The organism is Streptomyces sp. JLBG701 (genome assembly GCF_058544905.1).
This window is the reverse complement of record NZ_CM178588.1, coordinates 5,477,406-5,500,384: the sequence shown is the minus strand read 5'-3', so window position 1 is coordinate 5,500,384 and position 22,979 is coordinate 5,477,406. Positions and strand designations below refer to the sequence as shown.

Annotated in this window: 21 protein-coding genes, 2 tRNA genes, 3 pseudogenes and 1 riboswitch; of the genes and pseudogenes, 12 read left to right on the top strand and 14 right to left on the bottom strand. The window is 69.7% G+C overall.

The window, feature by feature from the left end; translation table 11 throughout:
- Nucleotides 1-207 precede the first annotated feature (207 nt).
- From AC5DRG_RS25225 to AC5DRG_RS25210, 4 genes are all read left to right on the top strand, one after another.
- Nucleotides 208-2,463: a DEAD/DEAH box helicase gene (locus tag AC5DRG_RS25225; RefSeq protein WP_491812905.1), complete on the top strand. Its 2,256-nt coding sequence runs from the start codon at nucleotides 208-210 to the stop codon at nucleotides 2,461-2,463.
- A gap of 215 nt (nucleotides 2,464-2,678) precedes the next feature.
- A complete protein-coding gene (locus AC5DRG_RS25220; protein WP_491812904.1) occupies nucleotides 2,679-5,768 on the top strand; it encodes an FG-GAP repeat domain-containing protein in 3,090 nt (1,029 codons plus the stop codon).
- Nucleotides 5,769-5,839: 71 nt separating this feature from the next.
- On the top strand, nucleotides 5,840-7,375 hold the full coding sequence (locus AC5DRG_RS25215; protein ID WP_491812903.1) for an amino acid permease: 1,536 nt from the start codon (nucleotides 5,840-5,842) through the stop codon (nucleotides 7,373-7,375).
- A gap of 109 nt (nucleotides 7,376-7,484) precedes the next feature.
- Nucleotides 7,485-7,557, top strand: a tRNA-Lys gene (locus tag AC5DRG_RS25210).
- Between the two features lie 129 nt (nucleotides 7,558-7,686).
- On the opposite strand, the gene AC5DRG_RS25205 is transcribed toward AC5DRG_RS25210, so the two are convergent.
- The 3 genes from AC5DRG_RS25205 to AC5DRG_RS25195 all read right to left on the bottom strand — a co-directional run bounded on the left by AC5DRG_RS25205 (nucleotide 7,687) and on the right by AC5DRG_RS25195 (nucleotide 9,253).
- Entirely contained in the window at nucleotides 7,687-8,136 is a 450-nt protein-coding gene (locus AC5DRG_RS25205) for a DUF6907 domain-containing protein (protein ID WP_491812902.1), read from the bottom strand.
- A 61-nt stretch (nucleotides 8,137-8,197) separates the two neighbouring features.
- Nucleotides 8,198-8,854 (bottom strand): hypothetical protein, encoded by a 657-nt coding sequence (locus tag AC5DRG_RS25200; protein ID WP_491812901.1) that lies wholly within the window; start codon nucleotides 8,852-8,854, stop codon nucleotides 8,198-8,200.
- Between the two features lie 102 nt (nucleotides 8,855-8,956).
- Complete coding sequence (locus tag AC5DRG_RS25195) at nucleotides 8,957-9,253, bottom strand: hypothetical protein (protein ID WP_115743256.1); 297 nt, start codon at nucleotides 9,251-9,253, stop codon at nucleotides 8,957-8,959.
- Nucleotides 9,254-10,167: 914 nt separating this feature from the next.
- Between AC5DRG_RS25195 and AC5DRG_RS25190 the strand changes: the two genes are divergently transcribed.
- Nucleotides 10,168-11,466 (top strand): fibronectin type III domain-containing protein, encoded by a 1,299-nt coding sequence (locus AC5DRG_RS25190; RefSeq protein ID WP_491812900.1) that lies wholly within the window; start codon nucleotides 10,168-10,170, stop codon nucleotides 11,464-11,466.
- Between the two features lie 10 nt (nucleotides 11,467-11,476).
- Entirely contained in the window at nucleotides 11,477-11,887 is a 411-nt protein-coding gene (locus tag AC5DRG_RS25185; RefSeq protein ID WP_491812899.1) for a DUF5955 family protein, read from the top strand.
- A 328-nt stretch (nucleotides 11,888-12,215) separates the two neighbouring features.
- On the opposite strand, the gene AC5DRG_RS25180 is transcribed toward AC5DRG_RS25185, so the two are convergent.
- Nucleotides 12,216-12,797, bottom strand: a complete 582-nt coding sequence (locus tag AC5DRG_RS25180; protein ID WP_491812898.1) for an Rv1733c family protein — start codon at nucleotides 12,795-12,797, stop codon at nucleotides 12,216-12,218.
- A gap of 155 nt (nucleotides 12,798-12,952) precedes the next feature.
- Nucleotides 12,953-13,303 (bottom strand): ArsR/SmtB family transcription factor, encoded by a 351-nt coding sequence (locus tag AC5DRG_RS25175; RefSeq protein WP_491813148.1) that lies wholly within the window; start codon nucleotides 13,301-13,303, stop codon nucleotides 12,953-12,955.
- A gap of 214 nt (nucleotides 13,304-13,517) precedes the next feature.
- Here AC5DRG_RS25175 and AC5DRG_RS25170 point away from each other — a divergent pair, with 214 nt between their 5' ends.
- The gene (locus tag AC5DRG_RS25170) at nucleotides 13,518-13,724 is read left to right on the top strand and encodes a hypothetical protein (RefSeq protein ID WP_491812897.1); all 207 of its coding nucleotides are present in this window, start codon (nucleotides 13,518-13,520) and stop codon (nucleotides 13,722-13,724) included.
- A gap of 20 nt (nucleotides 13,725-13,744) precedes the next feature.
- Here AC5DRG_RS25170 and AC5DRG_RS25165 read toward each other — a convergent pair whose 3' ends face one another.
- The 7 genes and pseudogenes from AC5DRG_RS25165 to AC5DRG_RS25135 form a co-directional block, all read right to left on the bottom strand.
- Complete coding sequence (locus AC5DRG_RS25165) at nucleotides 13,745-14,089, bottom strand: STAS domain-containing protein (RefSeq protein WP_491812895.1); 345 nt, start codon at nucleotides 14,087-14,089, stop codon at nucleotides 13,745-13,747.
- Between the two features lie 50 nt (nucleotides 14,090-14,139).
- Nucleotides 14,140-14,565 carry an ATP-binding protein gene (locus tag AC5DRG_RS25160; protein ID WP_491812894.1) on the bottom strand — a complete coding sequence of 142 codons (426 nt, stop codon included), beginning with the start codon at nucleotides 14,563-14,565 and terminating at the stop codon, nucleotides 14,140-14,142.
- Nucleotides 14,565-14,972, bottom strand: coding sequence for a pyridoxamine 5'-phosphate oxidase family protein (locus AC5DRG_RS25155; RefSeq protein WP_491812893.1), 408 nt, complete (start codon nucleotides 14,970-14,972; stop codon nucleotides 14,565-14,567). Before AC5DRG_RS25155 ends, AC5DRG_RS25160 begins: the two co-directional genes overlap by 1 nt.
- Entirely contained in the window at nucleotides 14,969-16,702 is a 1,734-nt protein-coding gene (locus tag AC5DRG_RS25150) for a SulP family inorganic anion transporter (RefSeq protein WP_491812892.1), read from the bottom strand. Before AC5DRG_RS25150 ends, AC5DRG_RS25155 begins: the two co-directional genes overlap by 4 nt.
- The gene (locus tag AC5DRG_RS25145; protein WP_491812891.1) at nucleotides 16,699-17,040 is read right to left on the bottom strand and encodes an ArsR/SmtB family transcription factor; all 342 of its coding nucleotides are present in this window, start codon (nucleotides 17,038-17,040) and stop codon (nucleotides 16,699-16,701) included. Before AC5DRG_RS25145 ends, AC5DRG_RS25150 begins: the two co-directional genes overlap by 4 nt.
- A gap of 153 nt (nucleotides 17,041-17,193) precedes the next feature.
- The gene (locus tag AC5DRG_RS25140) at nucleotides 17,194-17,553 is read right to left on the bottom strand and encodes a zinc ribbon domain-containing protein YjdM (RefSeq protein WP_491813147.1); all 360 of its coding nucleotides are present in this window, start codon (nucleotides 17,551-17,553) and stop codon (nucleotides 17,194-17,196) included.
- A gap of 102 nt (nucleotides 17,554-17,655) precedes the next feature.
- Nucleotides 17,656-17,817, bottom strand: a pseudogene (locus AC5DRG_RS25135) (barstar family protein); the annotation flags it as partial.
- 223 nt (nucleotides 17,818-18,040) lie between these two features.
- Here AC5DRG_RS25135 and AC5DRG_RS25130 point away from each other — a divergent pair.
- A pseudogene (locus AC5DRG_RS25130) lies at nucleotides 18,041-18,460 on the top strand (M55 family metallopeptidase); the annotation flags it as partial.
- 13 nt (nucleotides 18,461-18,473) lie between these two features.
- Here the strand turns inward: AC5DRG_RS25130 and AC5DRG_RS25125 are convergent.
- Nucleotides 18,474-19,115 carry a GTP cyclohydrolase II gene (locus AC5DRG_RS25125; RefSeq protein ID WP_491812890.1) on the bottom strand — a complete coding sequence of 214 codons (642 nt, stop codon included), beginning with the start codon at nucleotides 19,113-19,115 and terminating at the stop codon, nucleotides 18,474-18,476.
- Nucleotides 19,116-19,221: 106 nt separating this feature from the next.
- On the bottom strand, nucleotides 19,222-19,737 hold the full coding sequence (locus AC5DRG_RS25120) for a MarR family winged helix-turn-helix transcriptional regulator (protein WP_491812889.1): 516 nt from the start codon (nucleotides 19,735-19,737) through the stop codon (nucleotides 19,222-19,224).
- A gap of 93 nt (nucleotides 19,738-19,830) precedes the next feature.
- Between AC5DRG_RS25120 and AC5DRG_RS25115 the strand changes: the two genes are divergently transcribed.
- The 4 genes and pseudogenes from AC5DRG_RS25115 (at nucleotide 19,831) to AC5DRG_RS25100 (ending at nucleotide 22,921) form a co-directional block, all read left to right on the top strand.
- Nucleotides 19,831-20,961, top strand: coding sequence for a dihydrofolate reductase family protein (locus AC5DRG_RS25115; protein ID WP_491812888.1), 1,131 nt, complete (start codon nucleotides 19,831-19,833; stop codon nucleotides 20,959-20,961).
- Between the two features lie 18 nt (nucleotides 20,962-20,979).
- Nucleotides 20,980-21,234 (top strand): annotated as a pseudogene (locus AC5DRG_RS25110) (hypothetical protein); the annotation flags it as partial.
- A gap of 72 nt (nucleotides 21,235-21,306) precedes the next feature.
- Nucleotides 21,307-21,380 (top strand) — tRNA-Met (locus AC5DRG_RS25105).
- A gap of 340 nt (nucleotides 21,381-21,720) precedes the next feature.
- Nucleotides 21,721-21,878: riboswitch (cyclic di-AMP (ydaO/yuaA leader) on the top strand.
- An 11-nt stretch (nucleotides 21,879-21,889) separates the two neighbouring features.
- Nucleotides 21,890-22,921, top strand: coding sequence for a M23 family metallopeptidase (locus AC5DRG_RS25100; protein ID WP_491812887.1), 1,032 nt, complete (start codon nucleotides 21,890-21,892; stop codon nucleotides 22,919-22,921).
- Nucleotides 22,922-22,979 lie beyond the last annotated feature (58 nt).

The following is a 22,979-nucleotide window of genomic DNA, read 5'->3' as shown; positions in this document are numbered from 1 at the left end:
CCTGCGGATATGCCCCCAGTTTGCCTTGACGGGGGGTGGGTGCGTATGGTGGTAGATCGTTTGATCCCATTGCCCGGCGCCACAACAGAGCGCGCCGTGTGGCGCGTACTCTCCCCAGCCGTGGCGGACCGCATTGAGGCGGTCGATTGCGAATCTACGGAGTTGACGGGCGCGTGCCGACGAGACTCCGGAAGGTTTCGCATTCGCATGTCCATTTCCAGTACTGATCACATCGTCGTGCCCGAGAACGGAGACGAGAGCGCCGCTGTCGAGAGCGTTGTCGTAGACGCCGTCGACACCGAGGCTCCCGAGAACTCCGCCCCCGAGCAGACCTTCGGCGACCTCGGTCTCCCCGAGGGCGTTGTGCGCAAGCTCACGCAGAACGGTGTGACCAGCCCCTTCCCGATCCAGGCCGCGACCATCCCGGACGCCCTGGCCGGCAAGGACATCCTCGGCCGCGGCCGCACCGGCTCCGGCAAGACCCTCTCCTTCGGTCTGCCGACCCTGGCGCGCCTCGCCGGCGGCCACACCGAGCGCAAGAAGCCCCGCGCCGTCATCCTCACCCCGACCCGCGAGCTCGCGATGCAGGTCGCGGACGCCCTCCAGCCCTACGGCGACGTGCTCGGCCTGAAGATGAAGGTCGTCTGCGGCGGTACGTCCATGGGCAACCAGATCTACGCCCTGGAGCGCGGCGTCGACGTCCTCGTCGCCACCCCGGGCCGCCTGCGCGACATCATCAACCGCGGCGCCTGCTCCCTGGAGAACGTCGAGGTCGCCGTACTCGACGAGGCCGACCAGATGTCCGACCTGGGCTTCCTGCCCGAGGTCACCGAGCTGCTCGACCAGATCCCCGGCGGCGGCCAGCGCATGCTGTTCTCCGCCACGATGGAGAACGAGATCTCCACGCTGGTCAAGCGCTACCTGAGCAACCCGGTCACGCACGAGGTTGACAGCGCCCAGGGCAACGTCACGACCATGTCGCACCACATCCTCATCGTGAAGCCCAAGGACAAGGCGCCGGTCACCGCCGCGATCGCCTCCCGCAAGGGCCGCACGATCATCTTCGTCCGCACCCAGCTGGGCGCCGACCGTATCGCCGAGCAGCTGCGTGACGCCGGTGTGAAGGCCGACGCGCTGCACGGCGGCATGACGCAGGGCGCCCGCACCCGGACGCTGGCCGACTTCAAGGAGGGCTACGTCAACGCCCTCGTCGCCACCGACGTCGCCGCCCGCGGTATCCACGTCGACGGCATCGACCTGGTCCTGAACGTGGACCCGGCCGGCGACCACAAGGACTACCTGCACCGCTCCGGCCGTACGGCCCGCGCGGGCCGCAGCGGCACCGTCGTATCCCTCTCCCTGCCGCACCAGCGTCGCCAGATCTTCCGGCTGATGGAGGACGCGGGCGTCGACGCCGCGCGTCACATCATCAACTCCGGTACGGCCTTCGAGCCCGAGGTCGCCGAGATCACCGGCGCCCGTTCGATGACCGAGGTCCAGGCCCAGTCGGCGGGCGACGCCGCGCAGCAGGCCGAGCGTGAGGTCGCCCAGCTCACCAAGGAGCTGGAGCGGGCCACGCGCCGCGCCGCCGAGCTGCGCGAGGAGTCCGACCGCCTGATCGCCCGTGCCGCGCGCGAGCGGGGCGAGGACCCGGAGACGGCGGTGGCCGAGGCCGCCGAGGCGTCCGCCGCCGCGGTCGAGGTGGCCGCGTCCGAGCAGCCGGTCGCCGAGGCGCCGGTGCGCGAGGAGCGTTCCTCGTCCTCCTACGACGCTCCGCGTCAGCGCCGCGACGACCGGGGCAACTACGAGCGCCGCGACCGCCGTGACGACCGCCCGTCGGGTGGCTTCCGCCGGGACAACGACCGTGGTGGCCGTTCTTTCGAGCGTCGTGACGAGCGTCCGTCCGGTGGCTCGGGTGGCTTCCGTCGCGATGACCGTCGTGACGGTGGTGACCGTGGCGGCCGTTCTTTTGAGCGCCGCGATGACCGCCCGTCTGGTGGCTTCAACCGTGACAACGACCGTGGTGGCCGTTCCTTCGAGCGTCGCGATGACCGTCCGTCCGGTGGTTTCCGTCGTGACGACCGTCGTGACGGTGGTGGTCGCTCTTTCGACCGTCGTGACGACCGTCCCTCGGGTGGTTTCCGTCGTGACGACCGCCCCTCGGGTGGTGACCGTGGCGGCCGTCCCTTCGAGCGCCGCGATGACCGTCCCTCCGGTGGCTTCAACCGTGACAACGACCGTGGCGGCTTCCGTCGCGACGACCGTCCGTCCGGTCACCGGGGCAGCGACCGTCCCTTCAACCGCGACCGCCAGGGCAGCAGCGACCGCCCCGGCTTCCGCTCCGCCGGCCACGACCGCCCGTACGCCCGCCGCGACGACCACCGTGCCGGTGGCAGCACCGGCACCGGCACGGGTTCCTTCGGCCGGCGCGACGACAAGCCGCGCTGGAAGCGCAACGGCTGACGCCAACTGGCGTCGGCTGAACCGCCGTTGAGCCTTTGAAGGGCCCGTACGACTTCGGTCGTACGGGCCCTTCTCTGTGCTGCCGATTCGCTACCGGAACCTGTGTGCCGGTTGTTAACATCGTTTCGCTTGCGTGGCGGAGAGTGGCCGAGGGGGTTCGACTTCGACGAGGCCTGCCGCCGCGCCTCTTCTGACTTTCCCTGGGGAGGGACCCTTTGACCCGGCATGCCCGGATCGCTCTCACTCTCGTCAGCCTGGCCGCCCTGGGCGCCGGCTCATTGACCAACGCGGGCACGGCGGCCGCGGACACACCGCAGGAGACGGTCGTACCGGCCGCATTGCGCAGCACCAACCTGGGAGCGACTCTGCACGCTCCCGACACCCAGACGGGCGTCGACGGCATCGGCACGGAGGGCGTGTACCACCGGCTGGAGGGCAACTCCCGCCTGCTGTGGACGCGTTACTCAGACGGCAAGACCATCGAGGCGCCGTCGGAGTCGGGCACGATCGGCGTCACCGGCACGGGCAGCGACATCCTCGCGTACCGCTACAGCGGCGGTCGTATCGACCTGTGGAACCCGGTCGACGGTACGACCCGCACCGTCCAACTGCCCACGGGGCAGGGCCTGCTGAACGTGTACGGCACCACGGTGGTGACGTACAGCTCCGTCACCAACGAGGACGGGACGACCACGCGGGTGCTGCACCTGCTGGACGTCGGCGCGGACGGGGCCGTCGTCGACACCGAGGTCAGCGGAGTGCCCGAGGGCATGACGCTGTCGCACCCGCGTGGCGCGGACGCCTCCGGCGTGGTCTTCAACGCGACGCTGGACGGCACGGACCGCGTGGTGGCCGTCGACCGTTCGACCGGCCGCGTGCAGAGCTGGTCCCAGCCGCTGCCCAGCGCCACCTACGCCTACCTCAAGCTCTCGCCCGAGTACGTCGCCGTGTACAGCCGGACGCTGAACGCCAAGGTGATCGTACTGCCCCGCGCCGATTTCTCGGCCGCCCCCGTCGAGGTCGCCCTCGACGGCAGCAGCAGCGCGAACTACGTCGACGACCTCGCGGTGGTCGGCGACTGGCTGGTCCACCACCCCAGCGGCAGCGTCCAGGTCACCGCCAAGCCCATCGCGGGCGGCGCGGAGGTCACCCTGCTCACCTCGGCCCGTCTCGACCTGTCGGCCGCGTCGGACGGCTCCGCCGTGGCCGTCGGCAGGACGAGCGCCGACGACTGGGGCATCCAGCGCATCCACGCGGACGCCTCCGGTAACCCGGTCGTCACGCAGCTCAAGGCCCTGCCGAAGCCGCCGGCCCCGATCCAGGGCATCTCCCTCGAACAGGGCCGCCTGGTCGTCACCGACACCAGTGCGAGCACGCAGCGCAACGACTACGTGCGGACCGTCGCCACCAGCGGAACACCCGAGTTCGGCGAACGCTCCGAGTTCACTCCGAGGCTGGTGTCCGACGCGGTGATCGGCACCTGCGCGGCAAAGGACGTGTACTGCTCGCAGGTCTTCGGCACCGCCGACGGCCGGATCGCCTGGATGGAGCACGCCTCGGAGGACAACCGGCTCCGGGTCAACGGCCCGACGGGCGCCGGGCTCTGGGAGCGGAGCGTGCCCGCTGACGGGCGCATCGTCGACGTGTCGGGGCGGTACGTCCTCTACACGGATCCGGGCGAGCGGTACGTCTACAAGATCGGCGACGACGGGAACCCCGTCGCCCGTACGACGCGCGCCAACGCGCTCTCGGGCGACGTGCTGTGGACGGCCGGGACGACCCCGGGCAGCGTCACCGCGCTGAACCTGTCCACCAAGACCTCGACCACCGTCACCACCGACGCCGGCTGCACCCCCACCGAACTCCAGGCGCTCGGCCGCTATCTCTACTGGACCTGCGACGGCAAGTCCGGCGTCTACGACCGTACGGCGAAGAAGTCCGTGCCCGTTCCGGCGGACGAGGCGAAGCTCGGGGACGGGTACGTCGTCACGCACGACAAGCAGGCCGGGAAGCTGACGCTCACCACGGTCGCCGACGGGACGGCCGCGAGCCGGGTCATCGGGGACCTGCCCGACACCGGGGTCTCGCAGCGGGACGTGCGCTGGACGGTGGACGAGTCGGGCGCGAACGCCGCGTACGTCGACGACCAGGAGCGCGTGCACCTCGTACCGTCGGGAGTGGAGCAGCAGCCGCTGAGCCTGCTGGCGCCGGCCGAGAGCGCGTCGTCCGTCGAGGCGCATACGTTCGACACGACGCCCGACACCCTGACCACCCTGCTGCTGTCGAAGCCGTCCTCGCGCTGGGGCCTGACGGTGCGCAACCGCGCGACCGGAAAGGTCTACGGCGGCGGCAGGGACGGCACGGCCGCGCGGGGCGAGCTGAGCGTCGGCTGGTACGGGCTGGACCCGAACGGGACCGGGGACGCGTACCTGCCGAACGGCTCCTACGACTGGACCGTGACCGTCACTCCGGCCGACGGCGTCGGCGCCCCGCTGACGGTGAGCGGCACGGTCAAGCTGGTGAAGGGCGAGCCCGTCCGCCGCGACCACGCCGGTGACGACGGCTTCGGTGACCTGCTCACCCTCAACTCCTCGGGCGCGCTGACCTTCCAGCGGAGCACGGGCAAGGGCACGTTCTCCGGCAAGGTCAGCGGGAGCGGCTGGGCGACGAGCGTGAAGGCTGTACCGTTCGGCGACCTGAACGGGGACCGCTGCAACGACGTCCTCGTGCGGCTGAGCAGTGGGGCACTGCGCGCCTACCGCCCGGCCTGCGGCAACGCGGTGACCCCGTCGACGTCGTACACCTCGCTCGGCACCTCCGGCTGGAACCAGTACGACGTGCTGACCGCGCCCGGTGACATGAACAAGGACGGGCGCCCGGACCTGATCGCGCGGAACTCCTCGACCGGTGCGGTCTACCTCTACAAGGGCACCAGCTCGGGCAAGCTCTCCGCGCGCGTGAAGCTGTACGACAACTGGAAGACGTACAAGAAGGTCGTGGGAGCCGGGGACCTCAACGGCGACGGCATCGGCGACCTGCTGGCCCAGGACAAGTCGAACAACCTGTACCGGTACTACGGCACGGGCAAGGGGACGTTCACGTCCCGGGTGAAGCTGTTCAGCAACTGGGGCGGCTCGTACAACGCGATCGTGGGCGTCGGTGACATCACCGGTGACGGCAAGGCCGACCTCGTCTCCCGCGACACCAGCGGCAACCTGTACCGCAACACCGGTAACGGCAAGGGGTCGTTCGCGGCGCGGGTGAAGATCGCTACCGGCTGGCAGGGCTACAAGGGGCTCTTCTAGAGCTCTGGGTGAGCCTTTTCTAGCCAAGCTGTGACGTGTGTCACGCCCCCAGTAGGGGAATTGCTGGGGGCATGACAGATGACGCCATAGCGAGTGGGCTGTCTGATGAAGAGCGATTGGCCCAGCTCGGCTACACGCAGGTTCTCGCCCGCCGCATGTCGGCGTTCTCCAACTACGCGGTCTCCTTCACGATCATCTCGGTCCTGTCGGGCTGTCTGACGCTGTATCTGTTCGGCATGAACACGGGCGGCCCCGCCGTGATCATGTGGGGTTGGGTGGCCGTAGGCCTGATGACCCTCTTCGTGGGCCTGTCGATGGCCGAGATCTGCTCGGCGTACCCGACGTCGGCGGGCCTCTACTTCTGGGCGCACCGCCTCGCGCCCCCTCGTACGGCCGCCGCCTGGGCCTGGTTCACGGGCTGGTTCAACGTCCTGGGCCAGGTGGCGGTGACCGCCGGCATCGACTTCGGCGCGGCGTCCTTCCTGGGCGCGTACCTGAACCTCCAGTTCGACTTCGAGGTGACACCGGGCCGTACGGTCCTGCTCTTCGCGGGGATCCTGGTCCTGCACGGCCTGCTGAACACCTTCGGCGTCCGGATCGTCGGCCTGCTGAACAGCGTGAGCGTGTGGTGGCACGTGCTGGGCGTCGCGGTGATCGTCGGCGCGCTGACCTTCGTCCCCGACAGCCACCAATCGGCGTCGTACGTGTTCGGCGAGTTCGTGAACAACACGGGCTGGGGCAGCGGCGTCTACGTCGTCCTGCTCGGCCTCCTGATGGCCCAGTACACCTTCACCGGCTACGACGCCTCCGCCCATATGACGGAGGAGACCCACGACGCGTCGACGGCGGGCCCGAAGGGGATCGTGCGCTCGATCTGGACGTCGTGGATAGCGGGCTTCGTACTGCTGCTGGGCTTCACCTTCGCGATCCAGTCGTACGAGGAGACCCTCGCGTCCCCGACCGGCGTACCGCCCGCCCAGATCCTCATCGACGGGCTGGGCGCGACCGCCGGCAAGCTGCTCCTGCTGGTGGTGATCGGCGCGCAGCTGTTCTGCGGCATGGCGTCGGTGACGGCCAACAGCCGCATGATCTACGCCTTCTCCCGGGACGGCGCCCTGCCGTTCTCGCACGTCTGGCACACGGTGAACCCGCGCACCCGCACCCCGGTCGCGGCGGTCTGGCTGGCGGCGTTCGGCGCCCTGCTCCTCGGCCTCCCCTACCTGATCAACGTCACGGCGTACGCGGCCGTGACGTCCATCGCCGTCATCGGCCTCTACATCGCGTACGTCATCCCGACGCTGCTGCGGATCCGCAAGGGCGAGGCGTTCGACCGGGGCCCGTGGCATCTGGGCCGCTGGTGGCGGCTGATCGGCATCGTGTCCGTGGCCTGGGTCGCGGTCATCACGATCCTCTTCATGCTCCCCCAGGTCTCCCCGGTCACCTGGGAGACCTTCAACTACGCCCCGATCGCCGTCCTGGTCGTCCTCGGCTTCGCGACCACCTGGTGGCTGGCCTCGGCCCGCCACTGGTTCCTGAACCCGGACCACGAACGCACGCTGGCCCGCGAGGCGTCCCGCAAAGGCGCTCCCGAACCGGTAGATCCGTAACACTCCCGAACACTCCGGGCCCCGTCACCGACGCCGGCACGACCGTGTCCCCGATACCCGATCGGAGACACGGCCGTGTCCGGCTATGCTCGGGGAGGCAACATCGCCTGGGCCCTTAGCTCAATTGGCAGAGCAGTGGACTTTTAATCCATTGGTTGTGGGTTCGAGTCCCACAGGGCCTACCGAGGCCAGGGCCGTTCTGTGGCTCTGACCAGCGGTTTCGTGGCCCCGACCAGTCCTCCTGGCCGGGGCCACGCCATGTGTGGAGTCCGTCTGCGTGAGCGGGTGTGCCAACAGGCAGCGTGGCTTGTTCAGCCACCGCGTCCTTTCTTAGGGTTCGCCGCCGCAGGCGTGGTCTCCTTTGTGGCATCGAAGGCGTTGGTGAGACCGTCGAGGCGGTCGGCAAGTTCCCGGAGCCGATCCGCGTGTGCCGTGAGGGACTCCGAGAGGCGGCGCAAATCGTCGGAACTGTGCGGATGCCAGTCGCCATCCATCTCGACGTTCATAAAGGGGACGTGACCGGGTGGGCGCTCGGTGAAGGGGCGCTGTTCGAAGCACGCACGCAGAACCACCGGCGTGCCACGGCTCGTTGAGACTGTGAATTCGTAGTCAGGGCTCGCGTGCGTGATGTCGACGCGGTAGCCACCGGGCTGATGCTCTGTTTCGCTTCCGGTACACCAGTCGGGTTCCCAGACGGTGACGGGCCCGTGGTCGCACGTGGGGACAGTCACTGTCCGGGACGAGTTGTCATGATCCGGCATGAGCGCGTTCCTTGGTTCGGTAGTCATCGGCCCAGGCCGGCATTTGGCTGAGCACTCCGGCTCAGTCTTCGTTCAGGAGTTCAGCCGCGGCCTTTGGATCCATGAGGGTCGACCAGGCTTGCTCGGCGGGAAAAAGGGGGCGGCTGGGGAGGGCGTACTCGGGGTACCAGGCGGTGGGGTCGCAGCCGGGGACATGGCGCAGGATGACCGCGATGAGGTCGTCGGGTACGGAGCCGGTGATGCGCACCGCAGCATAGGTCTCATGGCCGTCGTCGGCGCGTACGAGGATGCCGAGGCGGAAAGCGGGAAAGTCGGCGGCGTGCTCATGCCCGTCGTGTAGTGATCCACGAGCCAGCTCCCGGACAGCCGCAGCGAGATCGCGGACGAGCCGGGCACCGGCCTCGAGTTGGTAGCGATCACGGTCGTTCTGGTCGGGGAGGAGACGCCCGACGTACGTTGTGGTGCTCAGGGGCTGGCGGTTGTTGGCGTTGTAGTGGGCTCGTGCGGCCCTCGCGGTCGTCTCCAGGGCTGAGTAGAAGTCGTCTGGTGAACCATCCTCGCGCTGCCCAGCAGCGATCAGCCAGGGCAGATCCTCGTCGGTCCAGACCGCTCCGCGCCAGCGTTGGACCTTGACCTTGAAGAGCACCTCGTCATCGATCGATCGGATGCGCTCATGCCCGGCCCCGTCGTCGGCGAAGTGTTCCCGGGCCTTGGCCAAGATCGGATGATCCAGTTCGTCGAGCGGTTCCCGGGCTGACGGTAGCGGTAGTTTCAAGTCCTCGCGGAGCGCGCGGAGGGTAGGTCGAGCGGGCCGCACGGATCAGTCGTCCTCGCCTACTCCGCCGAGTTCCTTGATCCGCTCCGGTGACAGTCCGGTGAGCAGCGAGACGCTCGATTCCACGGATCCGTCCAGCTTGCGCATCTTCTCCAACATGCTGGCCCGAACTTCCTCACGGCGGATCTCCAAGTAGGTTCGGACGGCCTCGGCGACCAGATCCTTCTTCGTCATCCCCAGAAAATGGGCGCCGTCCGCGATCAGCTCGTCTATGGCTGCATCGACCTTCAACGGAGCGGTCGTACGGGTTGTCCGACCGCGGGCTTCCTCTGTGATTCTCATGCTCACACCCTCTCTGGTACCAAAAGGTACTCCTATTCTTCTCTGCTCGCGCGCGATGGGCTGACCACGATGGGCTGCTGTGTGAGCAACTAGGCCGTCATCGCATGTTTGCCCACTGCCCCCAAGTGCCACAATCTTGGTCGATTGCCCGTGATCAACCCCTTTGGCTTGCTACGCTCCGGTCCCTGAGTTCGCACCGGGGGAGGTGCAGGGCCTTGGCACCCACGAACTCCATCCGGGTCTACGGCCACATCAGCGGGCAGTTCGTGGTCGGCGACCACAACGTCGTGGTCAACGCGAGCGGTGACTCGCGGGTCGACGTACGTACCGGGCCGCCTCCGCGGGTGCGACTGCGTCGACCGCCGGTGGGTCGAGCGGCGCTTCACCGTCCCTCCGGATTACTCGGGCGGGAAGGTGAACTCGCGGACATTGCGCGGTGGTTGGGCGACAGGCGGCCGGTGCAGGTCTGCGGGCCGCCAGGCATCGGCAAAACCGCCCTGCTCGCCGAGTACGCCGCCCAGTGCGCCGGGGCGGGGCGAGACGTGGTGTACTTCTCAGCCGCCGGGCTGCCCGTGGCGGACATCGTCCAAGAAGTCTTCGATGCGTGCTACGCCACCGACGATGCCGACGGCTACAAACCCGAATCCGATCGCCTGCGCAGGCTCATGGGCTCGGTGGACGCCCTCCTGGTCATGGACGACTTCGACGGCTCGGCGGACGACCTGAACGTATTGGCGGATGCAGTCCCCTCCTGTGACGTACTACTGGCCTCGCCTGGGGCGTTATCTGGCGGGCCATGGCAGGGGTTGCGCCTGGGCGGGCTCCCTGAGACGGACTCCCTGGCCCTGCTTGGCCGGGAACTGGGACATCCGCTGGGGGCTGACGAGGCTGCGGCGCTGAGGCTCGTCTCCACGGTGCGTGGACATCCCCTGGCGCTCGTCCAGGCGGCGGCCGCTCTGCGTCTCGGCGGCGGTTCCAACGGATTCGCCGCCGAGGAGTCGGTCCTTGCGTTCGGGATCGCCGGGGATCTGAGTGCCGCGGCCGGACGGTGCCTGGGCCTGCTCTGCGGGTTTGTGCCGCTGGCGGTCTCTTATGAGCTGTTGAGCGCCTGCTCCGGTGTGGCGTCCGCGCCGGACCAGACCACACTCGCGGAACTGGGAGCGGCGGGCCTGGTGGCGCGGGACGGTTTCGGGTACCGGGCGAGCGGCTCGCTCGCCGCCCTGGTGGCCGAACGTGCGGGCACCCTGCGGCAGTCCGCGGAACTCGTCGCCCCGCTGGCCGCCTGGGTGGGCGATGCCATCCGCCCTCATCAAGTCGTGGCGGAGACCGGTGTCGTACTGCTTGTCCTCTCCGCGGCGGAGCGGGCGGGCGACGACGCCGGGGTGTGCCGGCTGGCACGAACGGTGGCTCCAGTACTGGCCCGCTCCCTGCACTGGGGCGCCTGGCACCGCGTGCTGGAGCTTGGGGGCCGCGCAGCCCGCAGACTGGGGGCCGACGAGGATGCGGCGTACTTCGCCCGAGAGGACGACACCCGGCGGTTCGCTCTGGGGATCATTGCCGGTCTGACGGTCGGCGGCGCCGCGAGTGGAGCGCTCGTCACGGGCGCTGCAGCGGGAAAGGCGGGTGGCGGTGCGGCGGCCACGACCCAGACGGGGAGCGGTACGGCTGGCTCGCTACCGGGCCCCGTCGCGGCACACCCTGCAGTCGTCGCGACACTGGCCGCGGCGATCGTCGTCGGCGGCACAGTCACGGGCCTGGCCGTCACCTCCGACGATCAGACGCCGCCGCCCCCTCCCCCGACGACCTCGTTGACCGCGGCGGCAGTCGAGTCCACCGCCACCGGAACACCTCCGACGCCGACGAACACCGAGACCTCCTCCACACCCACTACACGTACCCCGTCGCCGAGTCCGACCCCGACCGTCCCAGCCGCCCCCACGGGCGCGAGGGCCGAGGCGATCGACCGTTTCACGATCCGTGTGACCTGGACGGACAACTCCGACGACGAGACCGCGTTCTGGGTGAACAACGGCGACAGCACCCGGTCGACACCGCCGAACAAGACGTCGTACGACTGGGGCGGCCTGGTGGCCGGGCAGTACATGTGTTTCCGGGTGAGCGCTGTCAACAAGACAGGAGCGTCCCCGTACGCGCCTACGCAGTCGCCGTACTACGTGTGCGCCACCACGCCCCAACAAGATCCTGTCCCGTAAGGAGCGCAGCGTGCGGACTCCCGACCCTCCCGAACCCCGCTATCAGGTGTGGACCGGTGATGTGACCACCGGTCAGGTCGTCGTCGGCTCCGGCAACACGGTCCTCCATCAGGGGGCGCCAGCCGTCGTACCCGCGGTCGATCCCGTACGGAGTGAACTGGTCCGCGCGCTGGCACAGGTGCGGCACGAACTCGCGCAGCTGCGCGCCGAGGACCCGGGCGCCGTACCGGACGAGGACGCTGCGGACGCGGTGCGGGCGCTCGACGAGGCCGAGTCGGAGGCTGCCCGCCCCGAGCTTCACCCCGGGAGGCTGCGTCGCCGTGTCCGTGCGATCACCGACGCGCTCGGTGAGGCGGCCGCCCTGAGCGCCGCCGTCGTTGCCCTGCAGTCGGCGTTCGACGCGTTCGTCTCCGCTGGCTGACCTCGGCAATGCTCAGCAGGCCGTCGTGCGTGAGCGATGCGTGAGCGGATGATGTGGCAGAGACCATCACGCCGTGGACCAAGTGCGAGGTGGCACCTACCTTGACCAGGTGGTTCCGAACCCCGAAGAAGCATCCGGAACCACCCGGCAAGCTTTGGCCAGGACTTTTAATCCATTGGTTGTGGGTTAGAGTCCCACAGGGCCTACGGTGCGGGTGACGGGGGGTACCCCCTCTGACCTGCTGTGCAGCGCCTGAGTCGGCTTTGGTCGGGTCGGGCGCTGCTTCGTTTTCGGGGGTGTGCGTGAGCGGACGTGCCTGGTTCGGGCGTCAGCCGGTCTTTCCGCCTCGCCGGGTGTCCGTCCGTGCCCAGTCGGCGGCCCATTCCTGCATGCGCCGCCGGTCCAGCCACGCCCTTGCCGCATAGGTGCCGCCCGCCACCACTCCGCAGCTGATGCCTGCGGCCAGCAGGCCCGCCAGGACTGCCTGGAGCTGTGCCTCCCCGTGTGTCACGGGCTTCGAGGTGAGCGTGCCGTGTCGGTCCGTCCACACCGTGAACCGGGTTCCGGCCGGGGCGTCGGGCCGTACCGCGGCCTGGCCGGTGCGTGTCGATCCGTTCGGGGCGGTCCAGCGGGCCGTGGCCCAGACCCGGTCGTCGTCGGCCGCGCCCGTGGGCGGCTTGTTCTTCGCGTCCTCGACGAGCGTGGCGGTGACCGCCTGTCGCTCCACTCGCTGCTGGTCGAGGTCCTGCTCCACCGCTGCCTGGGTGACCAGGGCGGCCAGGAGGCCCCCGGCCAGCGCCAGGACACACGCGGTGAGCAGGATCCAGGCTTCGATGACATCACTGCGCCGCTTGAGCGGATTACGTCGCCATCGCCACAGCCGTACCTTCGAGCGCCGCGTCCTCACCACCGTCGACACCCCCTTGCCAGCGCCGACATCGCCTGACTTCAGTGTCCCCCCTGGAGCGCCTCAGGGCTTCCGCACGTACGGCGGGCCGCCGGGCCCTTTGCGTGGAGGCCGGCCTGACCGGGGGTGAAGGCGTCCGCCGTTTGAGGGCGCCGTCGTCACGACGGCGGTTTCGCCTGCGCCTGGGCGGCCCGCAGGTCGGCGAGGAGTTCGGCCTGGCCGGCGAGTACGCCGGAGAGGATGGTGCGGGCGACCCTGAGCAGTTCGGCGATGTGCGGGCTGGTCAGCGAGTAGTACACGTTCGAGCCCTCCTTGCGGGTCACCACGAGGTTCGCCCGCCGCAACACCGCGAGCTGCTGTGACAGGTGGGCTGCCTCGATCCCCACCTCGGGCAGCATCTCGGCCACCGCGTGCTCGCGCTCGCTCAGAAGTTCGAGAACCCGGATGCGCGCGGGATGCCCGAGCGTCTTGAAGAACTCGGCCTTCAGTTGGTACAGCGGCGTACTCATCGTGCCGTCCCCTCCCCGGCGGAGCAGCACGGCCGTACCGGCCGGTCCTCGGCGCATCGCATCCACCCACTCGTCAAACACATACGGCCCATCCTCGCGTGCGACAGCGGCGACGCCGAATCCGCGCACGAGAACCGAACCGCATGAACCATAGGTGACGACCTAGGCAATTGCTAAGATTAGCAACTCCATACAGGACGTGAAGGGGGCTTACGTGAGAATCATTCCGCTGCGTGGCGCGGCCGTCGCCTGGTCCAAGTGCCCCGCCTGCCGCCTCAAGTGCCGGCCCACCGCCGTAGGCCCGGACGGACGGTGCCCGCGGTGCGGCGAGGCCCGCATGCTGAAGCTCTCCTTCGGCGGCCGGACCACCCCGTCCACCTCGGACGACGACGGGAGCCGACCCGGACAAGGCCCCGGCTGAACCCGCTGAACCCGGCGGGTTCACTCGCCCGTGCTGTGGGCCGCGAGCGCGCCGGGCAGGTCGGCGTGTACGGGGATGGGCGGGCAGTCCCCGTCGGGGACGAGGGAGCCGTCGGCGGGGATCGCGGCCAGTTCCAGGCCGCGGCCCGCTTCGGCGAGGCGGCGCGCGGCCTCGGTGATCGCCAGCTGTCCCTCGGCCGACCAGCCGCGCAGTTCGGACAGGTTGACGATGACCGGACCGCTCCCGCGTCCCACCACCCAGCCGACGGCACCCGAGAAGCGGCGGACGGCGTCGGGGCCCAGGTATCCGGAGACGGACAGGACGCCGAGGTCCTGCTCGACGGTGTAGCGCCATTCGATGGTCATGGGCGTCAACTTCCTTGCGCGGTCGGCCTGTTTGGTCGTAGGAGAAGGGCTCAGAGGGGGAGGGTGATCCAGATGCTCTTGCCCTTGCCGTCGGCGTCGGCCCGGACGACCGCGGTGCCGCTCAGGCCGAGGGTGAGTTCCATGACGGTGGCCAGGCCGCCCGTCCCGGTGCCGGTGACCGACGCGTGCAGGGGTGGCTGGTAGGGGTGGCGGTCGTGCACGGCGAAGGCCAGGCAGTCCGCGCCCGCCGCGTAGATGACGGTCACCTGCGGGGAGAGCACCGCGGCGTGCCGGATGCTGTTGGTGACCAGCTCGCTGAGGATCAACAGGGCCGGATCCACGGTGGGATGGCGCGGGTTTATCCCCCACTCGGCCAAGGACTGCTCGGCTGTCTCCCGGGCCAGCCGGACCGCGGACGGAACGGCGGGCAACGTGAGCACATGCCGGTTGGGCAGCGCTTCGAGCCGGGTGCTCATCACGCCTCCGCGCGGGCGAGGCGGAATCCGGTCACCGTCTTGGGGTGGAGGCGCAGCAGGGTGTCGTGCGGGCCGTGGGTCCAGCCGGCGAGGGTGCGTTGGTAGTGGGCGGCTTCGTCAGGGTCGGTGATCACGTCGACCCGTCCGGCGACGGTGACGGACCAGCCGGTGGCGGTCACCGCGCGGACCTCGTCCACGTGGTAGGTGGCGGTGGCGGGGATCGCGGCGGCCGGGGCGGGTGTGCGCATCACCAGGCGGCCGTACTCCCAGGTGTGCCGGGCGGGCCGGATGACGGTCAGGTCCCGCTGTGGATACACCAGCCGCCCCAGTGCGCTGCCCTCCAGCAGCCACAGGGCCTCGGCACCGGAGACCTCGACCATGCGCAGCGATGCGGGCGGTGTGCTCATCCGACGTTTTCCTCTGTTTCCTCGCTGATGGGCCGGGACTTCTGGGAAGGAAGCGGCGGCAGGACCCCGGCGTACTCCAGGTGGGCCCGGGCGCCCTGGATCGCCTCGGGCGTGGTGGCGTACTCGCGCCCCTCCCGGCGCAGCAGCTCCAGCGCCCCGACGGAATCGAGAACCTGGCGCTGGCCGGTGCGTATGCCGGAGGTCATGACGGCGATGCCGCGCCGGTTGAGCTTCTCGACCACGTCCTTGAGGACGAGGGCGCCGGTGGCGTCGACGGTCGTCACCCGGGACATGCGCAGGATGACGACGCGTACGTCGGCGACCTCGGCCAGTTCCAGCAGGAAGCGGTGGGCGGCGGCGAAGAACAGCGGGCCGTCGATGCGGTACGCCACGATGTGCTCGGCCAGCAGCGCGTGCTCCTCGGCGCTGTGGTCGCCGCGGTCGAGCGGGACCGGCTCCAGGCGGGCCTGCTTGGCCACCGCCCGCAGCGCGAGCGCACCCGCGACGATCAGGCCGATGATCACGGCGTACACGAGGTCGAGCGCGAGGGTCGCGACGGCGGTGAGGACGAGGATCAGCGCGTCCGAGCGGGTGGCCTTGGCCATGGCCCGCAGCGAGCCGACCTCGACCATGCGGATCGCGGTGGCCAGCAGCACGCCCGCGAGTGCGGCGAGCGGGATCTTGGAGACAAGGGGTGCGGCCGCGAAGACGATCACCGCGAGGATCGCGGCGTGCGTGAGCGCGGCCAGCCGGGAACTCGCGCCGGTGCGGACGTTGACCGCGGTGCGGGCGATCGCGCCGGTCGCCGGCACGCCGCCGAAGAGTGGGGCCGCGATGTTGGCCAGGCCCTGCCCGAACAACTCCCGGTCCGGGTCGTGCTTCTGACCCACCGTCATGCCGTCGGCGACCGAGGCCGACAGGAGGGACTCCAGCGCGGCGAGGGCGGCGACCGCCACGGCCGGGGCGAGCAGGGTGCCGAGCGAGCCGAGGTCGAGGAAGGCGAGCGAGGGCGCCGGAAGCCCGGAGGGCAGGTCACCGATCGGCTTGGCCGCGTCCAGTCCGGCGAGCTGGGCCACGATCGTCGCCGCGATCACGGCGAGGATGGAGAAGGGGATCGTGGGCCGCCAGCGGGCGCCGGTCAGCATGACGGCGGCGACCGCCACGGCGAGGGCGACGGCGGTCCAGTTCGGGTGCTCCGCGAACTCCTCCAGGGCACGCCAAGTCACCACGAGGACGCGGTCGCCCTCCGGCTTGGGCACCCCGAGCGCGTTCGGGATCTGCTGGAGACCGATCACGCAGGCGATACCGAGGGTGAAGCCCTCCACGACGGGGGCGGGCACGTACTGCATGTACTTCCCGGCCCTGAGCAGGGCGAGCGCGACGAGCATCACGCCCGCCATCAGCCCCACCGTGAGCACCCCGGACGTCCCGTACTGGGCGACGATCGGCACCAGCACCACGGTCATCGCACCCGTCGGCCCGGACACCTGCAGATTCGAACCGCCGAACACCGCGGCGAGCGCACCGGCGATGACCGCGGTCGCCAGCCCCGCCTCCGCACCCAGGCCGGAGGAGACGCCGAAGCCGAGTGCCAGCGGCAGCGCGACGATCGCCACCGTGAGGCCGGCCAGCAGATCCCGGCGTGGGTCGCGACGCGTCTCCGCCAGATCCGTACGGCCGGGCAGCAGCGCGGCGATCCGGCCCCTGAGCCGGGTGAAGGCGGACGTCATCGCGCGGTGACCTCGGCTTCCCGCAGCTCGGCGAGCAGTTCGTTCCGCCCGGACAGCATCTCGGTCAGGATCCGGCGCGCGGCCTTCATCAGGTCCGCGACGTCCCCGCCGGCCAGCTCGTAGACGACCGTCGACCCCTCCCGCGTCGCGGTGACGATCCCGGAGCGGCGCAACACGGCCAGCTGCTGGGACAGGCTGGAGGGCTCCACCTCGATGGCGGCCAGCAGCTCCCGCACCGGCATCGGCCCGTCCTGCAGCAGCTCCAGCACCCGTATCCGTACGGGATGGCCCAGCATCCGGAAGAACTCGGCCTTGGCCTGGTACAGCGGAACGGACACGGTCCCTCGGCTTCCGGCAGCGCCCCACCCGGGGCAGTGAAGGCTGCGCCCGCGGCTACCTGCGAACACAGCCAACACAGCATCTAACCAATTGCGAAATTTTGCAATTCAGCATCAGACTGCTGCCGGGCCGCCCCGGCGGAGGGGGGAGGGTCAGCCCTTCTTGACCACGCTCGACTTGAGCTGCATCGCCCCGAAACCGTCGATCTTGCAGTCGATGTCGTGGCCGTCGACTCCGTCGACCAGCCGGATGTTGCGCACCTTGGTCCCGGCCTTGATCCCCGAAGGGCTCCCCTTCACCTTGAGCGCCTTCACCACGACCACGGAATCGCCGTCCTGCAGCACATTGCCGACGGAGTCCTTGATGACGCGCTCGCCGACGGGGTCACCACCCTCGGCACCGCTCACGTCAGGAACCCATTCATGGCCGCACTCAGGGCACACCACAAGGGCGTTCATCTCGTAGGTGTACTCGCAGGAGCACTTCGGACAGGGAGGAAGATTCTCGATCATCCCGTCAGGGTATCCGGCCCCAACCTGCCCCTGACGGAGGCCGGGTACCCGTTGGATCCAGGGCAGGCCGGGGGCGATGGGGTCGTCGCCGGCGGCTTCGCCCAGGACGGCGAGGAGGATCGCCAGCGCGTTGGGCGGCTCGTCGGCGAGCAGTTCCCCGGCCTCGCGGAGGAGGACCACCACGTCGTCGTCGGCGTTGTCCACCGCCTCGCGCAGACAGTCGCGGAAGGCGTCCCAGTCGTGGCCGAAGTAGCCCGGGAAACCGAGCTCGGCCGCTCATGCGGTGAACAAGCTCTGGGTGGTGCGGCAGTGGGAGCCGCGCACCTGCCTCGGTGTCGGGATGCCGGCCGTCGCCTCGGTGAGCGGACGGATCCAGGTCGTCGTCGCGCGGCAGCAGGCCGGGGCTGCCCTTGCCGCCGGCGTCGATCCTGCCTCGCCCGACGCCGATCCGGTCGTCGAGACGATCACGGCGCACTTCGCGGGTGTGCTCGCGCAGGCCACCGCCACCGCGATCGGCGTGCCCGTGGTGGCGCTCACCGGCGACGACGCCGCCTGCGCGGAGGCCACGGAGTGGGACGCGTCGATCGCGACCGTCGCCGTGAAGTACGCCCATGACCGGTTCGCCGCCCAACTGCGGCCCGACACCGAGGCCCGCCAGGCCATCGAGGAGACCGTCACCGCCGCGATCGCCCACCGCCCCACGGCCACGGTCCCGTCCGGCCCCTCCACCCTCACCGTCCGCTGGCAGTCCGCCTCGGCACCGGCCACCCTCCTCGGCATCCCCGGCGTCACCGCCACCGACAGCCGTACCGTCCGGGCGGAGGGCGAACTCCCGTTCCTTTACCGGCTCTTCGGCGTGTGGATGCGAGTGGCGGCCTCGCTCACCAACCAGCCCCCGTACTGCTGAAAGCCAAAGCAGGTCAGCCCGCGTTCAGCTCTGTAAACGTCAACTCCCCCAGCGGCAGCGTGTGCTGGGTCTGGAGGACCTTCGCGCGGAGGTAGCGGACGTTGTGGGCGGTGGTGAACACCCCCGTGGGGACACGGTCGTTGACGTCGATGCCCAGCGCGCGGAGCTGGTCGGCCTTGTCGGGGTTGTTGGAGAGCAGGTCCAGCCGGTCGATGCCCAGGGCGCGCAGCATCTGGGCCGCCGCCGTGTAGTCGCGGGCGTCCTCGGGGAGGCCGAGGGCCGCGTTCGCCGCGTAGGTGTCGAGGCCCTGGTCCTGGAGGGCGTACGCGTCGAGCTTGTTGTAGAGGCCGATGCCGCGACCCTCCTGGCGGAGGTAGAGGAGCACGCCGCCGCGGTCGGCGATCCGCTCCACCGCCTCGCGCAGCTGCGGGCCGCAGTCGCAGCGGGCCGAGCCGAAGACGTCGCCTGTCAGGCACTCGGAGTGCAGCCGCACCAGCGGGACGGGGCCGGGGTCGCCGAGGACGACGGCCACGTGTTCCTGGCCGTCGGCCAGGCCGTGGAAGGTGACCAGCTCGGCGTCGACGGAGTAGCCGTCGCCGAAGCGAAGGGGCACTCGGACGCGGGAGCGCGGGGTGGCGGTAGGTGTGTCGGGCATGCGGGTCTCCGAGTTCCGTACCTGGTTCTATCGGTCTCTGCTTCAGATTTGAAGCAGATCCTCGGTTCGGAACCCTACCTCATGCTTGAAATTTGAAGCAACTAGATTACGAGCAGGAAGATGACGACCGCCGAAGCCACGGCACCCCCTCCGGTGCCAACCGTGGATCCTCCCCCTGGATTCCCTTCGCGACGCTCGTGCAGATCTCCTCCAGCTGTCCCACCTGCTCCTCGGTCAGATGGTCGAAGAGGGACGCGCGGACCGTCTCGACGTGGCCCGGTGCCGTGTGCTCCAGGACCGTCGTGCCCTCGTCGGTCAGTACGGCGACGCTGCCCCGCTTGTCCGACGGGCACCCCTCACGCCGTACCAGACCGTCCTTCTCCAGGCGCGCCACCGCGTACGTCAGCCGGCTGCGCGTGATCTTCAGCTTTTCGGCGAGATCGGTCATGCGCAGGCTGCGGTCGGGCACCTCGGAGAGGTAGGCCAGGATGGTGTAGTAGAGGTGCGGCATGCCGGCGTCCTGTTGGAGCTGCCGGTCGAGCGCGTCCTCAAGGAGAAGCGAGGCGGCGACGTACGCGCGCCACGCGCGCTGCTCCTCGGGGCTGAGCCAGCGGGTCGTCATGCACCCAGTGTAGGTTTGTTTCAAACTTGAACCAAGACCGCAAGCTCAAGACCTCAAGCTCAAGACCGCAGGTTGCCGACAGGGAGCGCGCCGATGCCCCACCCCCACGTCCTGCTCTCCGCCGCCGTCTCCCTCGACGGCTACCTGGACGACACCGGCCCCGAGCGCCTGCTCCTGTCCGGCCCGGCCGACTTCGACCGCGTCGACGAGGTACGGGCCTCCGTGGACGCGATCCTCGTCGGCGCCGGCACCATCCGAGCCGACAACCCCCGCCTCCTGGTCAACTCGCCCGAGCGCCGCGCCGCCCGCGTCGCCGAGGGGAAGCCCGAGTACCCGCTCAAGGTCACCGTCAGCGGCTCCGGCGACCTCGACCCGACCGCCAACTTCTGGCACACGGGCGGCGAGAAGATCGTCTATACGACCGACAAGGGCGCCGTCCGCGCACAGGCACTGGAGCTCGCCGCCGACGTCGTGCCGCTCGGCCCCGAGCTCGACTGGCACGCCCTCCTCGACCACCTGCACGACGTCCGCGGCGTCCGGCGTCTCATGGTCGAGGGCGGCGGGACCGTCCACACCCAGCTGCTTCAGCAAGGGCTCGCCGACGAGCTGCAACTCGTCGTCGCACCACTCTTCGTCGGCGACCCGGACGCCCCCCGGCTCTTCGGCCCCGGCCCCTACCAGGGCGGACGCCTGCGGCTCATGGAGACGCGGGCCATCGAGGACGTCGTACTCATGCGCTACGAGCCCACCGCGCCCGGCACCGGAGACGTACCGGCGTCCGCCGACGGGCACTGGCTGGCGCTGGCCTGCGAGCTGGCGGTGCTGTGTCCGCCCTCGGGGACCGCGTTCAGCGTGGGGGCGGTGGTGGTGGCCGCCGACGGGACCGAGCTGGCCCGCGGGTACTCGCGAGAGGGCGACGATCCCGTGGTGCACGCGGAGGAGGCCGCCCTCGCCAAGCTGGACCCGGCGGATCCGCGGCTCGCCGACGCGACTGTGTACAGCAGCCTGGAGCCCTGCGCACACCGTGCCTCGCGGCCCCGGCCGTGTGCGCGGATCATCCTCGACGCGGGCGTACGACGGGTGGTCACGGCGTGGCGCGAGCCGAACACGTTCGTCGAGGCGGCCGACGGGAGCGGGCTGCTGACCAGCCAGGGGGTCGACGTGGTCGTACTGCCGGAGTACGAGTGGGCGGCCATGGTGCCGAATCGGCATCTGCTGGGCTGAGTTGCCCGCGCACGGGTCGGCAACTGGGACCTCGCGATGGCCGACGCCGCGATCGGCATCGCCGTCTTCCTCGACGACCACCAGACCTTCGACCACGCCCTGAAGCGCTTCCGCGAGCGCGTGCCCGCCTACTTCTACTTGGAGAAGGACGGCAAGGTGCCGCTCAGCCCGGTCGGCTCGACCATCGACACCGAGGAGACCCGGCCCGCCGGCACCGACGACCTCTTCGTTTCCTGGGAGACCCTCACCCACGCCGGAAATCCTGCGACGTGAGGTGCCCTGAGCGCTTCAAATCAACGCGTGTGCATGTGGTCCTCCGGATGACGTACACTGGAGTCACAACGGCGCGGGGTGGAGCAGCTCGGTAGCTCGCTGGGCTCATAACCCAGAGGTCGCAGGTTCAAATCCTGTCCCCGCTACTCACGGCCGAAGGCCCGGATCTCTTGAGATCCGGGCCTTCGGTGTATTCCGGGCCGCCGATGCCGAGCGTCGAAACCTGGACGGGCGCGCCGCCACTGGTTCTTGATCGTTGTCACGGGGGGTGTTCGCATGATCCCGCTCCGCATAACGACTGACACACCGTCAGAATTGGTGTGACTCCTGAATCGCGGTCAACTCGCCCGTTTTCTACCGGTCATGACGGCTACGTCCTGCGGAAAATCGTTAATGATCAAGCCGAACGGCTTGGAATCCAGGGCCCGCGTCTATTAACGTTCGATAACGCAGCGCGGTCGTCCCAGCCGTCACAAGAGTCGGCTCCGTGCGCACGTGCCGAATCCCGCAAGGGAACCGGGGAACCACCAACTTGGGGTGAATCACGCGGATAACGCCGTGGCAGCACGGCAGTTATACGCGCGTAGGAGACCTTCCTGCTCCGAACCCGTCAGCTAACCCGGTAGGCGAGAAGGAAGGAAAGGAGCACGCCTACGTGGCGTCCAACCCGCCCGCCCCAGAAGCCCCGTTCGTGCCGGAACAGCGCAGCCCCGAGACCTTCGTCTACGGCGGCGCCCGCACCGACGAGGGCCCGAAGGAGGAGTGGAACCCCACCGCGGAGTCCATTCTTCCCGTACGAGGCCGGCACCGCGTCAGCAAGCAGCGCGGCGGGGGACTCGCCCGCAGCTCCACCGTCCTGGGCGTCGGTGTCATAGCCGCCGTCGGCGGGGCCGGTATGGCCAGCGCCAACACCGGCAAGCCGCCCGTCTCCATCTCCATGCCCGACCTGCCGTCCGTCGGCTCGCTCATCTCGGACGACGAAGGCCCCAAGGGTTCCGCCACCGCGCTCAGCAGCGTGGGTGTCACGTCCGAGGACACCGCCGAGGGCACCACCGACGCCGGCGAGGCACTGCGCGCCCGGATCATCCTCCAGGCCGAGCAGCAGCAGGACCAGGCCGACACCGCGGCGCAGGAGGCTGCCCAGGCCGCCATCGAGAAGAAGGCCGCGGACGCCGCCGCAGCGGCGGAGAAGGCGGCCGACGCCAAGGCCGCCGCCGCGAAGAAGAAGGCCGCCGAGGAAGCCGCCGCGAAGGCGGAGGCCGAGCGCCTGGCCGAGCTGGCCAAGCAGTACACGCTGCCGACCTCCTCGTACACGATCACCAGCACCTTCGGCCAGGCCGGCTCCCTGTGGTCCTCCGGCTACCACACGGGCCTCGACTTCGCCGCGCCCACGGGCACGCTCATCAAGGCCATCCACAGCGGCACCATCACCGAGGCCGGCTGGGACGGGTCGTACGGCTACAAGACGGTGCTCACGCTCGACGACGGCACCGAGCTCTGGTTCGCCCACCAGTCGTCCATCAGCGTCAGCGTCGGCCAGAAGGTCAACACCGGCGATGTCATCGGACGCGTCGGCTCCACGGGCAACGTGACCGGGGCGCACCTCCACCTGGAGGTCCACCCCGGTGGAGCGGACACCGGGATCGACCCGATGGCCTGGCTGCAGAGCAAGGGGCTCACCCCCTGAGGCTTGTTCCTCTCCGACTTCCGGCAGTCCTGGCGACACCCCCCCGACGCCAGGGCTG

What these genes read in the sequence shown, in the direction of transcription:
- AC5DRG_RS25195 (WP_115743256.1), bottom strand. Translation starts at nt 9,253, where the DNA reads ATGAGAATCACAGAGGAAGCCCGCGGTCGGACAACCCGTACGACCGCT.
- AC5DRG_RS25125 (WP_491812890.1), bottom strand. Translation starts at nt 19,115, where the DNA reads ATGCCCGACACACCTACCGCCACCCCGCGCTCCCGCGTCCGAGTGCCC.
- AC5DRG_RS25160 (WP_491812894.1), bottom strand. Translation starts at nt 14,565, where the DNA reads ATGAGCACCCGGCTCGAAGCGCTGCCCAACCGGCATGTGCTCACGTTG.
- AC5DRG_RS25225 (WP_491812905.1), top strand. Translation starts at nt 208, where the DNA reads ATGTCCATTTCCAGTACTGATCACATCGTCGTGCCCGAGAACGGAGAC.
- AC5DRG_RS25120 (WP_491812889.1), bottom strand. Translation starts at nt 19,737, where the DNA reads ATGACGACCCGCTGGCTCAGCCCCGAGGAGCAGCGCGCGTGGCGCGCG.
- AC5DRG_RS25155 (WP_491812893.1), bottom strand. Translation starts at nt 14,972, where the DNA reads ATGAGCACACCGCCCGCATCGCTGCGCATGGTCGAGGTCTCCGGTGCC.
- AC5DRG_RS25140 (WP_491813147.1), bottom strand. Translation starts at nt 17,553, where the DNA reads ATGATCGAGAATCTTCCTCCCTGTCCGAAGTGCTCCTGCGAGTACACC.
- AC5DRG_RS25215 (WP_491812903.1), top strand. Translation starts at nt 5,840, where the DNA reads ATGACAGATGACGCCATAGCGAGTGGGCTGTCTGATGAAGAGCGATTG.
- AC5DRG_RS25165 (WP_491812895.1), bottom strand. Translation starts at nt 14,089, where the DNA reads ATGACCATCGAATGGCGCTACACCGTCGAGCAGGACCTCGGCGTCCTG.
- AC5DRG_RS25115 (WP_491812888.1), top strand. Translation starts at nt 19,831, where the DNA reads ATGCCCCACCCCCACGTCCTGCTCTCCGCCGCCGTCTCCCTCGACGGC.
- AC5DRG_RS25150 (WP_491812892.1), bottom strand. Translation starts at nt 16,702, where the DNA reads ATGACGTCCGCCTTCACCCGGCTCAGGGGCCGGATCGCCGCGCTGCTG.
- AC5DRG_RS25175 (WP_491813148.1), bottom strand. Translation starts at nt 13,303, where the DNA reads ATGAGTACGCCGCTGTACCAACTGAAGGCCGAGTTCTTCAAGACGCTC.
- AC5DRG_RS25205 (WP_491812902.1), bottom strand. Translation starts at nt 8,136, where the DNA reads ATGCCGGATCATGACAACTCGTCCCGGACAGTGACTGTCCCCACGTGC.